This window comes from Mycolicibacterium frederiksbergense (assembly GCF_012223425.1).
Taxonomy (GTDB): Bacteria; Actinomycetota; Actinomycetes; order Mycobacteriales; family Mycobacteriaceae; genus Mycobacterium; species Mycobacterium frederiksbergense.
This window is the reverse complement of record NZ_CP038799.1, coordinates 429865-443139: the sequence shown is the minus strand read 5'-3', so window position 1 is coordinate 443139 and position 13275 is coordinate 429865. Positions and strand designations below refer to the sequence as shown.

Genomic DNA, 13275 nt, shown 5'->3' with positions numbered 1-13275 from the left:
TCCCTAGAGCAGGGCGTCGCAGGTGATGGGGAGATCGCGCACCCGTACCCCGGTGGCGTGGAAGACCGCGTTGGCCACCGCCGCCGCGGAGCCGACGATGCCGATCTCCCCGGCGCCGCGCGACCCCATCGGGTTGGCGTGCTCGTCGACGTCGTCGAGCGCGATGGCCTCGATGGCGGGAACGTCGGCGTGTGAACTGATGTGGTAGCTGGCGAAGTCGCGGGTGACGATGTGCCCGAAACGCGGATCGCGCACGCTGTGCTCGTGCAACGCCATCGACAGGCCCATCGTCATGCCGCCGATCAGCTGTGAGCGCAGCGTCGTCGGGTTGATCACCCGGCCCACCGAGAACACCCCCAGCATCCGGGACACGTGCACCTCGCCGGTGAACCTGCTGACCCGCGCCTCCACGAAATGCGCACCGAAGGAATACATCCCGAACTTCTCGGCCTCCTCGTTCGCGTCGGCGGCCGACGCGGTGGTGTGCACGCCCACCTCGGGGTGCTCGCCGTGGTCATGCCGGAAGGACCGGGCCGCGGCGACGATGGCCCGCCCCCAGGACGTGATGCCCGACGAGCCGCCGGCCACCGAGGCGCTGGGCAGCGCGGTGTCGCCGATCTGCAGGTCGACCGCGGCCAACTCGACGCCCAGCGCGTCGGCGGCGATCTGCGTCAGCGCGGTCCAGGTGCCGGTGCCGATGTCGACCGCGCCGATTTGCACGACGAACCGGCCGGGCGCTGCGTGCTCGATGCGGGCGGTGTTGCCGGGCATCACCATCGCCGGGTACACCGCGGATGCCACACCCGACCCGATCAACCATTCACCCTCGCAGCGGTTTCCGGGCTTGGGGTCGCGGTCGGCCCAGCCGAACCGTTCGGCCCCGGTCTGCAGGCACTCGATGAGCCGACGGTTGGACCACGGGTTGCCGGTCTCCGGGTCGACGGGCGGCTCGTTGCGGATGCGCAATTCGATGGGGTCGATATCGCAGGCCACGGCGAGTTCGTCCATCGCCACTTCCAGCGCGAACATGCCGGGGCATTCACCGGGTGCCCGCATCCAGAACGGCACCGGCACATCCAATGGGGCCAGCTGGTGCGAGGTTGCGCGGTGCGGCGCGGCGTACATCATCCGCGTCGGCGTCGCGGTCTGCTCGGCGTACTCCTTGACCGTCGCGGTCTGCTCCACCACCTCATGGCTGATCGCGGTCAGGCTGCCGTCCGGCATGGCGCCCAGACGCAGATGCTGGATGGTCGGGGTGCGGTAGCCGACCATGTCGAACATCTGCTGACGGGTCAGCGCCAGCTTCACGTGCCGGCCCGGAAGTCGTTGCGCGGCCATCACCGCGAGCACATTGTGCGAATGCGGAGCACCCTTGGAGCCGAAGCCGCCGCCGACGTTCTTGGCGATCACCCGCACCTTGGCCGGGTCCAGGCCGAACGCCGAAGCGATCTCCTCACGCACGGCGTGCACACCCTGGGTGGAATCCCACAGGGTCAGTTCACCGTTGTCCCACAGCGCGATGCAGGCGTGCGGCTCCATCGGGCTGTTGTGCTCGTGCGGGGTGGTGTAGGTGTTGTCGATGACGACGGCCGCCTCGCGCAGCGCGGCCTCGGCATCGCCCTGCGCCGTCACGGCCGGGTAGTCCGGGTTGACCTGCTCGGGGGTGTAGAGCTTCGGGTGGTCGGCGGTCAGTTCGGCGTCGACGGGTTGCTCGTCGTATTCGACGCGCACCAGAGACGCTGCCTGCCGGGCGGTTTCGGTGCTGTCGGCGAGCACCCCGCCGATCAACTGGCCCCGGTAATGCACGGCAGCATCCTGCAGCACCGCGAGGTCACCGTTGGAGGCGTCGGCGAGCGTTGGGGCGTCGAACACGGTGAGCACCGCGGCCACGCCATCGATGGCTGCCGCCGCGGAGGTGTCCATGGCGGTGATGCGGCCGTGGGCGATGGTGGCCTGGATCGGATGCAGGTACACCGGGTTCTCGACGCCGAACTCGAAGGCGTACGGCGCGGTGCCGGTGACCTTGGCCGGGCCGTCCAGGCGGGTGACGGCGGTGCCCATCACGCGGTGTGCCAGCGTCATCGTGCATGTCCTTCCATCACGGCGGTCAGGATGGCCACGATCGCCCGCTTCGTCAGAGCCACCTTGAACTCGTTGCCGTCCAACGGTTCTGACTGGTCCAGTTCGGCAGCGGCGGCCTGTTCGAATGCCTCCGCGCCGGCCGGTGCGCCGATGAGCGCCCGCTCGGCGAGGCTGGCCCGCCACGGCTTGTGCGCGACACCGCCGAGCGCGATGCGGGCCGCGCCGATGGTGCCGTCTTCGATGACGAGTTCGGCGGCCACCGAGGTCAGCGCGAAGGCATAGGAGGCCCGATCGCGGACCTTGCGGTAGGTGGAGTGCGCGCCGGCCGGTGGTGCGGGGATCTCGACGGCGGTGATCAACGCGCCGTGCGGCAGGGTGGTGTCGCGGTCGGGTTCGTCACCGGGCAGCCGGTAGAACTCCTCGATCGGCCGCCGGTGGTCACCGTCGGCATCCACGTAGACGATCTGCGCATCCAGCGCGGTCATCGCCACCGCCATGTCCGAGGGGTGTACCGCCACGCAGTGTTCGGAGGCGCCGAGGATGGCGTGATAGCGCACATAGCCGCCGATGGCCGAGCAACCGGTACCGGGTTCGCGCTTGTTGCACGGTGTGGTGACGTCCTGGAAGTACACGCAGCGGGTGCGCTGCAACAGGTTTCCGCCGGTGGTCGCCAGATTGCGCAGCTGGCCGGAGGCACCGGAGAGCAGCGCGCGGGCCAGCACCGGGTAGTTCCCGCGCACCACCGGGTGCGCGGCGAGGTCGGCGTTGCGCACATCGGCGCCGACACGCAGTGACCCGTCGGGCAGTACGTCGATGTCCTGCAGCGGGAAGAGGTGTCCGACGTCGACCAGCAGGGAGGGTTGTGCGACACCGAGTTTCATGTGGTCGACCAGGTTGGTGCCGCCGGCCAGGAACATGGCGTCGGGGTGCTCGGCGAGCGTGGTGACGGCGTCCTCGACGCTGGTGGCGCGGTGATAGTCGAAGGGGATCATCGTGCCGCCGTCTGGATCGCGTCGACGATGTTCGGGTAGGCCGCGCAGCGACACAGGTTGCCGCTCATGCGTTCCCGGATCTCCTCATCGGTGAGTTCGGGGGTGGCTTCCAGGTCGTCGCTGACGTGGCTGGGCGCACCGGATTTGACCTCGTCGAGCATGCCGACCGCCGAGCAGATCTGTCCCGGCGTGCAGTACCCGCATTGAAACCCGTCGTGATCGAGGAAGGCCTGCGCGACCGGGTGCAGCGCGTCGTCCTCGCCGAGGCCGGCGGCAGTGACGATCTCCGCACCGTCGTGGGCGACGGCCAGACCGAGGCAGGTGGTGGCGCGTCTGCCGTCGATCAGGACGGTGCACGAGCCGCACTGGCCGTGGTCGCAGCCCTTCTTGGGGGCGGTCACGCCGAGATGCTCGCGCAGCAGATCCAGCAGGGTGGTGCGGTTGTCGATGCGTATCGTGCGGTCGGTGCCGTCGACGTGCACGGTGACCTCGGTGAAGTGGGCTGACTCCATGGCGGGTGGTTACCCGGATGGATTGCGGCGAAACTCAGTCGCTCCAGCCGCGCAGTTGTGCGGCTATCTCGTCGAGCTCGGGTTCTGCGCCGGTGGCAACGCGAATGACGAAGTCGAAGCGGTCGTCCTCGGTGGCTGCGATCCACCGGTCGTTGAGAGCCAGGAAGGTTCGGCACGCGGTCCAGGCCAGCCGCTTGTTGCCATCGACCAGCGCATGATTGCGGGCAAGGGAGTGCATCAACGCTGCCGCCTTGAGAAAGACATCGGGGTACGCGTCCTCGCCGAATACCGAGGCACGTGGCCGCGCCAACGCCGACTCGAGGAGCCCGTAATCGCGCACCGCCACGTCGTTGTCGATCGCGCGACGGGCGATCGCGAGCAGGTCGTCGAGATCGAGGTACTCGGTCACGCGTCCTTGAGGCGCTCGAGCACCCCGGCTTCTTCGACCAGGACGCGGCTGAGTGCGGCGTCGACCTTGGCGGTGTGCGCGCGGCGAGCGATGTACTCATCGATGGCGGCGAGGGCGACGGCCTGCATCGACCGGCCTTCGGCTTCGGCCTGCTTGCGCAGCGCAGCGGTCTGCTCGTCGCTGGTGCGCAGAGTCATGCCCATGAGGCGACGATACCGCAGTGATACCACGCCCGGCGAGGAGTTTTACCCCTCCGCCGCAGCCACCAGCGACCGGAGCTCGATGTCCGGGTTGTCCCGCTGGAAGCCCTGCAGCCGCCACGGCGTGGAGAACAGCACCAGCATCACCCCGTCACTGCGGGTGAGAACCTCGGCGGAGACCTGCTTGTTCATGAAGTCGGCGTCCTTGGGGTCGACGATGCGCGCCACCTGATAGGGCAGCGACTCCAGCGCGATCGGGGAGCCGATCTCGGCGGCCATCCGGTGCTGTGCCACCTCGAACTGCATCGGCCCGACGGCGGCGAACACCGGGGCCTGCTCACCGCGGCGGTCCGAGCGCAGCACCTGCACCACACCCTCCTGGTCCAGCTGCTCGATGCCCTTGCGGAACTGCTTGTGCTTGCTCGGATCGGTGCCGCGCGCCACCGAGAAGTACTCGGGGGAGAAGCTGGGGATCGGCGGATAGACCACGGGCACATCGCGATACAGCGTGTCCCCGGGGCGCAGCACCGCGGCGTTGGCCAGCCCGATCACGTCGCCGGGCCACGCATCGTCGAGCGTGGAGCGCTGCTGGCCGAACACCGACTGCGCGTACTTGGTGACGAACGGCTTGCCGGTACCGGCGTGGGTCAGCACATCGCCGCGCTCGAACGTCCCCGAGCACACCCGCGCGTACGCGATGCGGTCGCGGTGCGAGGAATCCATCCCGGCCTGCACCTTGAACACGAACGCGCTGAACGGTGACTCGACCGGACGGGGGTTTCCGTCCACATCGACGATGGGTCCCGGTGAGGGCGCCAGCTCCACCAGCACATCGAGCAGTTGGTTGACGCCGAAGTTCAGCGCCGCGGAGGTGAACAGCACCGGCGAGGACTCGCCGGTGCGGAAGGTGTCCGGATCGAAGTCGGAGCCGTCCATCGACAGCAGCTCGGATTCCTCGACCGCGGTCTCCCAGTCGGTGCCGGCGGCCTCCAGCGCGTCGTCGGCCGGGATGTGCTCCTCGGGCGCGGCGGTGGCACCGCCGGCGGTGCGGGTGAACCGGATGTAGTGGCCCTTGCGGCGGTCCATCACGCCCTTGAAATCGCCGGCGATGCCCACCGGCCAGGTCAGGGGAGTGGTGCGCAGCCCGATGCGTTCGTGGATCTCGTCCATCAGCTCCAGGGCGTAGCGGCCCGGGCGGTCCCACTTGTTGATCACCGTGATGATCGGGATGCCGCGGTGCTTACACACCTGGAACAGCTTCAGGGTCTGCGGCTCAAGGCCTTTCGCGGCGTCGATGAGCATCACCGCGGCGTCGACGGCGGTGAGCACCCGGTAGGTGTCCTCGGAGAAGTCGGCGTGGCCGGGGGTGTCGAGCAGGTTGATGACGCAGTCGCGATACGGGAATTGCAGCGCGGTCGAGGTGATCGAGATACCGCGGGCCTTCTCCATCTCCATCCAGTCCGACACCGTGGAGCGCCGCCCCGCCTTGCCATGGATGGCGCCGGCCTCGGTGATGACCCGCGCGTGCAGGGCCAGCGCCTCGGTCAGCGTCGACTTACCGGCGTCGGGGTGGCTGATCACGGCGAAGGTGCGCCGCCGGGCGGCCTCCGCGGTGACGCGGGCGGCGGACTTGGTGTCGGCGGTGGTCAGGGTGTTCTCGGTCATCTCGCCTCCGATGATATTTGCCCAGGTGGCGAAACGGATAATCGCCGGACAGTGCCCACCTGCAGCGACGTTGATTCCTTCAAGATCACCCCAAAGGCCTGCGGGTTTGTCACGATGACCCGATGAGGAAAAAGAGCTGGTTGATCTTTGCGGGTCTGCTGGCCGTTCTTCTCGTCGCCGCCGTGGCGGTGGCGCCGTGGGCGTACAAGAACTACGTCGAACGACCGCCCGACGCGCCCCTGGCGCTGCCGTCCGGGGCCGGTCCCGCGAGCACGGACGTCGACGGATCGTGGATGGTGCAACCCGGATCGTTGGCCGGCTACCGCGTCCAGCAGCAGCTGCTCTGGCTGATGGTGGACGTCAACGGGCGCACCGATGCCGTCACCGGCGGCGCCGAGATCCGCCAATCCCAGCTGATGTCCGCCAAATTCACCGTCGACGTTGCCGCCATCGACTCCGGGCGCCCGGGCCGCGACGAACGCTTCCGCAGCACCGACGCGCTGGACACCGCGGCGTTCCCGACGGCGACGGTGAGCATGAACATGCCCGTCGACCTGGCCGCGGTGCCCGCGGACGGCAGCCCGGCGCGGCTCGAGGTGCCCGTGCATCTGACCCTCAAGGGCGTGACGCGGGTGGTGAGCGCGCAAATCGACATCCAGCGCAACGGCGATCGCGTCGACGTCGCCGGGACCATCCCGATCAGATTCTTCGACTTCAATGTGGACCCGCCGCGGCCACCCGCCTCGCTACTGGAGGTGCAGCCGGTCGCGACCATCGAATTCCTGGTGCACCTGGCCAAGGGCTGACTCAGCGGCGGAACCTAGCCAGCACCCGCCCGAGCAGCCCACCCGACTCCGGGGCCGGGGGCCGGCGGCGCACGTACGGCCACGGTGCGTTGCGCTCCGGCACCGCAGCGGCGCGTACCTGCTTGAGCTGCATGCGCAGCAGCGCCCGTAGCTCGTGCAGCGACGGGTCCTCCCAGCGGTTCACCGCCTCGGCGGGATCGCCGGTCAGGTCGTAGAGCTCCCATTGGTCGTCGAGCACATCGCTGCGGTAGCGCTCGGCGCCGCTGCCGGTGTAGGCCAGTTGCCGGACCCCCGGCTCGGTCCAGGTACCCGGATCGTCGAAGGTGCGCACCACCTTCCACAGCCGGTCATCGGCGCGCACCACCAGACCCTCGAAGTTGCCGGCGACCTGCACCGGCACCCGGATGCGCAGCGGTGCAGGGGGATTGACGTCCCGGCCGAGCTGCCGTGCCAGCCCGGACGCCCCGCTGTCGCCTTCGAGCACGTTGTCGCGGGTCAACAGGTACACGGCGCGGTCCTCATCGGCCGGGCCGCCGTCCACGACGGGCATCAGGTCGTGTCCGGGTAGCGGATGCACCTCGCTGAACTCGGCGGCCAACTGCGCGGCGACCGCGGGCACGTCGACGCCTGCCGCGCCGAGCAGCGTCGGCACCAGATCCACATGCGAGGTGGGAGCGCTGACCGTGCGTGCCGTCGTCGCCCCCGCGCCGATGCGGGCGATGACGAACGGCACCCGGGTCGCCTCGTCGTAGAGGTTGAACCACTTCTGGTGCAGCCCGCCATGCGCACCCAGCAGCTCCCCGTGATCGGAGGTACGCACCAGCACCGCGTCGGTGGAGCCCGCGGTGACGGCGCGGCGCACCCGGTCCACCGGGCCGTCGACCTCGGCGTGCAACCGGTAGTAAAGGTCGCGGTACTCCTGCGCCTTGCGGCGATAGGTCCGGGCGACCGACGCAGCGGGCCCGTAGCCGGAGTAGTAGGCATCGCGGAACGCCGCCTGCGCGGCCGGCTTGCTGCGCAGATCCTCGTTCGCGGTCGGCGCGGCCGGCACCTGCGGGGGATCCAGCGGCGAGGCCTTCAGCGGGCTGCGCCGCGACCACGCCGGAAACAACACGATGTCATGGGGATTGACGAAACTGGCGACCAGCAGGAACGGCCGCAAAGCCGCGGCGTCACCGGCACGGCGGCGGGCATACCGGTCCTCGAGCCACGCCACGATCCGGTCCGCGAACAGCGGGTCACGCCGGAAACCGCTGTTGGCCAGGGCCGCTCCGTGCGGCTCGGGCCCCACCCAGCCGGAGAACCCGTAGGGTGCCAGCGGGTCCGCGTCGAGGTAGGCCTGCACGGCCTTCGGGTCGACCTTGCCGTTCTTGTCGTTGGTGGCCAGGATCTTGCCGGTTGCCGGGTCCTCCAGGTCGGCGTGCGAGATGTGCCACTTGCCGTCGTAGTGGGTGTCGTAACCGGCTGCGCGGAACCAGTTTCCGAGTGTGGGCACCTCACCGGGGCGCAGCCAGCGCAACCGCGAATCGTCGTAGCGCTTGCCCAGGCCGTCGGTCTGGGTGACGCCGTGCAGATCCGGGTAGTGCCCGGTGAACAGCGTCGGCCGGCTCGGTACGCAGGCCAGCGACCCGGTGTAGTGCCGGGTGAAGCTGACGCCGTGCTCGTCGAACCAGCGCCGCCCGCTCAGCGTGCGCTGCCGCCAGGCCAACACGTCGGGCGACTCGTACGGGGGGACCGCGCGTTCCTCGTCGGTCATCAGGATGACGATGTCGGGTTGACTCACCCGTCAAATTCAACACCAGATTGTTGGGATCGGTAGCGAATGCGCCCGGCTGTACTTGCGCCATGACGACGCCAGAGCGGCGGCGCACCCCGAAAGGACAACCGATGAACGTGATCCCCGCCCAGCTGCAGGACCTGACCAAGCGTGTCGAGAAGACCCCGGCCCTGATCATCGCCCTCTTCAGCGGCCTGACCGCGCTGTGGTCGGTGTACCGGCTGCTGTGGCTGGTCTACGCGGGCTTCGCGCTGTCCACCTTCGGGTTGTCCCCGATCTCGCTGATCATCTCGTTCGTGGTGTGGACCGTGGTCGCGGTGGCCGCCGGCCTGGCCGCGTACGCGTTCTGGAGCCGCTACAGCGCCGTCGAGGGACACGCAGGGACCGAGCAGCCCGAGCAGTAAGCGCACGTCAGCACCGGCGGCGGGGAACTTCGGTTTCCCGCCGCCGGTCGTTTGGCAGACTGGGCATATGCCGACGCAGCCGCCCGAACCGCCGCGTGACCCGGCGACCCGGCGGATACCGCGACCACCCGGGCCGGACCGGCGGGCAGGAGCGCCGCGACCGGGCGATCCGTTCAGTCCGACCCAACGCCTCCCGCGTCCCGAGCCGCCCACCCAGAAGATCCGGGTCCCGGACCCGGTGACCCAGCAGATCGGCAGACCGCCGCCGCCAGCCCAGCCGCCACCGGCCCCGCCGGTGCGACCGCCCGGCATGCAGCCCCCGCCGCCCCCGGCCGCACGCAACAAGCAGAGCATCGTGCTGATCGCCGTCATCGTGGTGGCGGTGCTGGTCGGCGGGCTCGCCGCCGCAGAGCTCTACGCCCGGCACCGGGCCGGCACGGTGCTCTCCGGTATCACCGACTGCCTGGTCGAGGACACCGCCGATGTCTCGTACTCGGTGACGCCGCCGTTCCTGTGGCAGTACCTCACCGACCACTACTCCGACATCTCGGTGATCACCACCGGGGACCGGGTGCAGGAAGCCAAGGGCATGACCGCCGATGTCACGCTCAGCGATATCGACCTGCAACCCACCGCCGACGCGAAGGGCACCATCGGGTCGGTGACGGCCACCCTGGACTGGACCGCGGACGGGATCAAGCAGACCGTCGCCGAGAATCTGCCGGTCGTCGGCGACCTCGTCACCGATGTACGCACCGACGCGGCCGCGGGAACCTTGATCATGGACGCCACCGGCGGCACCACCATCACCGCGCGACCGGAGGTCAACGCCGGCAATCTGGAGCTGAACGTCGTCGACGTCACCGGGCCGTTCGGCAGGGACGCCGTGCAGACCGCGCTCGGCGAGCTGACCACCACGCTGAATGACAACTATCCGTTGGGGATCAAGGCCGACAGCGTCGCCGTGACGAGCACCGGTGTGACCGGGAAGTTCTCGTCCACCGACGCGGCGATCCCGACCGGGGAGAGCGACTCCTGCTTCGAGGCGCTCTAAGCCCGCGACCGCAGCGCATCGCGTGTGCGCAGGTAGATGTAGCGCTCGGTGTGGTCGGGCAGAGCGTCGATCACCAGCCAGCCCAGATTCCGCAGCAGATCAGCGGTGTCCACCGCCAGGTATGGAAAGCGTTGCGCAGCAAGATAATCGCAGTTCACTCCCACCTTCTGGGTCGGCCATCCCATGGCGATCACGGCTTCCCGGAACCCGTCGGTGACGCGAATCTGGGTATGGGTCGGACGCAGCCCACCGTCGGAGAGAATGAGGCGAACCCTGGTCTCTTCGGGTGTCCGGGCACCGGGCTCGATGTCGGCGATGGCCGCCTTCGCCGCGTTGATTCCCCGTGAGCGCGGGTAGCGTTCGGCCAATCGCAGGATGTCGTCCTTCGAGATGCGGGCTTGCCGGGCGATTTGGTCCATGAGTGCGACGGCGATGTCGCGGTCATGGTGGCGCGCCAGGTCCAGCGCGGTGCGAGCCGGACTGGTGACCGCAAGAGGTCCCACGACGGTGATCTCATCGACCGCGATCCGCTCATTGCGGACGATCAGGCCCGGCGGATGCCTGCTCTTGAGCGCGATCAGTTCGACGGGCTCCGCGGTGACGGCCCACGGGTCCAGATACAGGCCGGCGGCGGTGCGTCCTGCAATGACACCGGATTGCCCGCACCACACCCAGGCCGCGTGTGCCCGGTCTTCCAGGGTGAGTTCGAGACCTTTGTGGACGTACACGTTCGGCAGGACTCGGGTGTAGCGAGATCGGAGCTCGCCGCGGGACACGGCTCTGCTCGCGATGGCTTCATTGCCCAGAAATGCGTACATGGCGACATGCTGGCCAGCGGTACCGACACGTGTCGGTCCCTCTGTCCCAGATCGAGGTGAGGGTTGTGGATAACGGGGTGCCTGGGTGATTTACGACCGTGGGCTCGATTTGGGTCCGAGGGTGTTGACCGCAGTATGGGAGGAGACCGGCGCCGCAGCAGTGAACACTTTTCCGAATCTGCCTAGTCGGGCGGCACCGTCGTGTTACACACGATGAAAGCGACGCCGGCCAAAGGGAGTGCATCGTGTTCGATCTACTGATCACCGGCGGCACCGTCGTCGACGGCACCGGTGCCGACCGGTTCACCGCCGACGTCGCCATCAAGGACGGCAAGATCGTCGAGGTCCGCCGGCGTGGGCCGAGCGACCCCGTCCTGCAGGCCGACGCCGCCGAGACCATCGATGCCACCGGCAAGATCGTCGCGCCGGGTTTCGTGGACATCCACACCCATTACGACGGCCAGGTCAGCTGGGACGACCTGCTGGAACCGTCGAGCAACCACGGCGTCACCACCATCGTCGCCGGCAACTGCGGAGTCGGCTTCGCACCGGTGCGCCCCGGCCAGGAACAGTGGCTCATCGAACTGATGGAGGGCGTCGAGGACATCCCGGGTACCGCGCTCACCGAGGGCATCACCTGGGGCTGGGAGACCTACGCCGAATACCTCGATGTCATCGGCCGCCGCGAACTCGCGGTCGACATGGGCAGCCAGATCGCGCACGGCACCGTGCGCGCCTACGCCATGGGGGAGCGCGGCGCCCGCAACGAACCGGCCACCGGAGATGACATCGCTGCGATGAGCCGGATCGTTCAGGAGGCCATCGAGGCCGGCGCACTGGGCTTCTCGTCATCACGCACCCTGGCCCACCGCGCCATGGACGGCGAACCCGTCCCCGGCACGTTCGCCGCCGAGGATGAACTGTTCGCGCTCGGCCGGGCCACCGCGGCCGGGGGTGGTGCGGTGTTCGAACTCGCCCCCCAAGGTGCCGCCGGCGAGGACATCGTCGCGCCCCGAAAGGAATTGGAGTGGATGCGCCGGCTCGGCGAGGAGATCGACTGCGCGCTGAGTTTCGCCCTCATCCAGGTCGACGCCGACCCCAACCTGTGGCGCGAACAGCTCGACCTGTCGGCGGCCGCGCACCAGGCCGGTAGCCGGCTCTACCCGCAGGTGGCGGCACGCCCGTTCGGCATGCTGCTCGGCTTCCCGGGCCACCACGCCTTCACCCACCGGCCCACCTACCGCAAGCTCAAGGCCGCACTCAGCCGCGAGGAGCTGGCGGCGAAGCTCGCCGAACCCGCTGTGCGCGCGGCGATCCTGTCCGAAGAGGACCTGCCCGTCGACCCCAATGTGCTCTTCGACGGCATGTTCGCGCTGGCGCAGTACTCGGGCGACCGGCTCTACTCGCTGGGCAACCCGCCGGACTACGAGCCCACCGCCGAGCGCACGGTGTCCGCGATCGCCAAGGCGCGCGGCGAGGATGTGCTGACGACCATGTACGACCTCATGCTGGAGGCCGACGCCGCCACCATGCTGATGCTGCCGATGTTCAACTACGCCGAGGGCAATCACGACGCGATCCGCGAGATGCTGACCCACCCCGCCGGTGTGCTCGGCCTGTCCGACGGCGGCGCGCACTGCAGCATGATCTGCGACGCCTCCTACCCGACGTTCCTGCTCACCCATTGGGCGCGCGACCGGCACCGCGGCGATAAGCTGCCGCTGGAGTACGTGATTCGCAAACAGTCCCGCGACACCGCGCAACTGTTCGGGCTGACCGACCGCGGCGTGATCGAGATCGGAAAGAAGGCCGATATCAACGTGATCGACCTCGACGCGCTGACGCTGCACGCCCCGCGGATGGCCTATGACCTGCCCGCCGGCGGGCACCGCCTGGTCCAGGGCGCCTCCGGCTACACCGCCACCGTCGTCAACGGTGTCATCACCCGCCGCGACGGGGTCGACACCGGGGCACGTCCGGGCCGGTTGGTCCGCGGGAGCCGCTGATGCGCGGACTTGCGGTCGCATTGGCGGTCGTGGCCGTCGCCGCCGCGCCGGTGGCGGGCGCTGATGTGCTCAGCCCGCTGCACCCGCTGGTCGACGCCGCCGCGCAGCGGCTGCTGACCGCCGAACCGGTGGCGGCCAGCAAGTATCTGACGGGCGGCCCGATCGAGGATCCGCAGCGCGAAGCGCAGGTCCTCGACACCGTGGCCACCGCGGCCCAGGCCCAGGGCGCCGATCCGGCCTATGTCCGCGACGTGTTCCGCGACCAGATCGACGCGACGGTGTCGTTGCAGTACAGCCTGTTCGGCGATTGGAAGGTCGACCCGGCCGCCGCGCCGGCAAGCGCCCCGGACCTGGCGTCGACGCGGGCCACCATCGACGGCCTCAACCAGACCATGGTCAGTGAGATCGCCCAGCGGTGGCCGGACCTTCAGGCCCCGACCTGCCGCGCCGAGCTGGGCGCCACCATCGACGAGGTGGCCGTGAACCGGGGGTTGGACCCGCTGTATCGGCGCGCACTCGAGTACGCCACCCACGACTACTGCCGCTGAGC

General features: G+C 69.1%; 13 protein-coding genes. 5 read left to right on the top strand and 8 right to left on the bottom strand.

Features of this window, described 5'->3' with window-relative positions; genetic code table 11:
• Positions 1 to 3: 3 nt before the first annotated feature.
• From EXE63_RS05195 to EXE63_RS05170, 6 genes are read right to left on the bottom strand one after another with little or no spacing between them, the layout of a single operon-like run.
• Positions 4 to 2082, bottom strand: a complete 2079-nt coding sequence (locus EXE63_RS05195) for a xanthine dehydrogenase family protein molybdopterin-binding subunit (RefSeq protein ID WP_168141091.1) — start codon at positions 2080 to 2082, stop codon at positions 4 to 6.
• Positions 2079 to 3074: an FAD binding domain-containing protein gene (locus EXE63_RS05190; protein WP_168141090.1), complete on the bottom strand. Its 996-nt coding sequence runs from the start codon at positions 3072 to 3074 to the stop codon at positions 2079 to 2081. Before EXE63_RS05190 ends, EXE63_RS05195 begins: the two co-directional genes overlap by 4 nt.
• Positions 3071 to 3586: a 2Fe-2S iron-sulfur cluster-binding protein gene (locus EXE63_RS05185; protein ID WP_168141089.1), complete on the bottom strand. Its 516-nt coding sequence runs from the start codon at positions 3584 to 3586 to the stop codon at positions 3071 to 3073. Before EXE63_RS05185 ends, EXE63_RS05190 begins: the two co-directional genes overlap by 4 nt.
• A 34-nt stretch (positions 3587 to 3620) precedes the next feature.
• Complete coding sequence (locus tag EXE63_RS05180; protein ID WP_168141088.1) at positions 3621 to 3995, bottom strand: type II toxin-antitoxin system death-on-curing family toxin; 375 nt, start codon at positions 3993 to 3995, stop codon at positions 3621 to 3623.
• On the bottom strand, positions 3992 to 4198 hold the full coding sequence (locus EXE63_RS05175; protein WP_168141087.1) for a CopG family transcriptional regulator: 207 nt from the start codon (positions 4196 to 4198) through the stop codon (positions 3992 to 3994). Before EXE63_RS05175 ends, EXE63_RS05180 begins: the two co-directional genes overlap by 4 nt.
• A 42-nt stretch (positions 4199 to 4240) precedes the next feature.
• On the bottom strand, positions 4241 to 5860 hold the full coding sequence (locus tag EXE63_RS05170; protein ID WP_168141086.1) for a peptide chain release factor 3: 1620 nt from the start codon (positions 5858 to 5860) through the stop codon (positions 4241 to 4243).
• Between the two features lie 122 nt (positions 5861 to 5982).
• Between EXE63_RS05170 and EXE63_RS05165 the strand changes: the two genes are divergently transcribed.
• A complete protein-coding gene (locus EXE63_RS05165) occupies positions 5983 to 6666 on the top strand; it encodes a YceI family protein (RefSeq protein WP_168141085.1) in 684 nt (227 codons plus the stop codon).
• A 1-nt stretch (position 6667) separates the two neighbouring features.
• Here the strand turns inward: EXE63_RS05165 and EXE63_RS05160 are convergent, their stop codons facing one another.
• The gene (locus EXE63_RS05160; RefSeq protein ID WP_234904694.1) at positions 6668 to 8422 is read right to left on the bottom strand and encodes a sulfatase-like hydrolase/transferase; all 1755 of its coding nucleotides are present in this window, start codon (positions 8420 to 8422) and stop codon (positions 6668 to 6670) included.
• A gap of 131 nt (positions 8423 to 8553) precedes the next feature.
• On the opposite strand from EXE63_RS05160, the gene EXE63_RS05155 reads away from it, so the two are divergent.
• Both EXE63_RS05155 and EXE63_RS05150 read left to right on the top strand, forming a co-directional pair.
• On the top strand, positions 8554 to 8847 hold the full coding sequence (locus tag EXE63_RS05155) for a hypothetical protein (RefSeq protein WP_168141083.1): 294 nt from the start codon (positions 8554 to 8556) through the stop codon (positions 8845 to 8847).
• Between the two features lie 67 nt (positions 8848 to 8914).
• On the top strand, positions 8915 to 9901 hold the full coding sequence (locus tag EXE63_RS05150; protein WP_168141082.1) for an LmeA family phospholipid-binding protein: 987 nt from the start codon (positions 8915 to 8917) through the stop codon (positions 9899 to 9901).
• Here EXE63_RS05150 and EXE63_RS05145 read toward each other — a convergent pair.
• On the bottom strand, positions 9898 to 10719 hold the full coding sequence (locus tag EXE63_RS05145; RefSeq protein WP_168141081.1) for a type IV toxin-antitoxin system AbiEi family antitoxin: 822 nt from the start codon (positions 10717 to 10719) through the stop codon (positions 9898 to 9900). The genes EXE63_RS05150 and EXE63_RS05145 overlap by 4 nt on opposite strands.
• A gap of 245 nt (positions 10720 to 10964) precedes the next feature.
• Between EXE63_RS05145 and EXE63_RS05140 the strand changes: the two genes are divergently transcribed.
• Both EXE63_RS05140 and EXE63_RS05135 read left to right on the top strand, forming a co-directional pair.
• The gene (locus EXE63_RS05140; protein ID WP_168141080.1) at positions 10965 to 12725 is read left to right on the top strand and encodes an N-acyl-D-amino-acid deacylase family protein; all 1761 of its coding nucleotides are present in this window, start codon (positions 10965 to 10967) and stop codon (positions 12723 to 12725) included.
• Positions 12725 to 13273 carry a chorismate mutase gene (locus EXE63_RS05135; protein WP_168141079.1) on the top strand — a complete coding sequence of 183 codons (549 nt, stop codon included), beginning with the start codon at positions 12725 to 12727 and terminating at the stop codon, positions 13271 to 13273. The genes EXE63_RS05140 and EXE63_RS05135 overlap by 1 nt, the downstream gene beginning before the upstream one ends.
• The last annotated feature ends 2 nt before the right edge of the window (positions 13274 to 13275 follow it).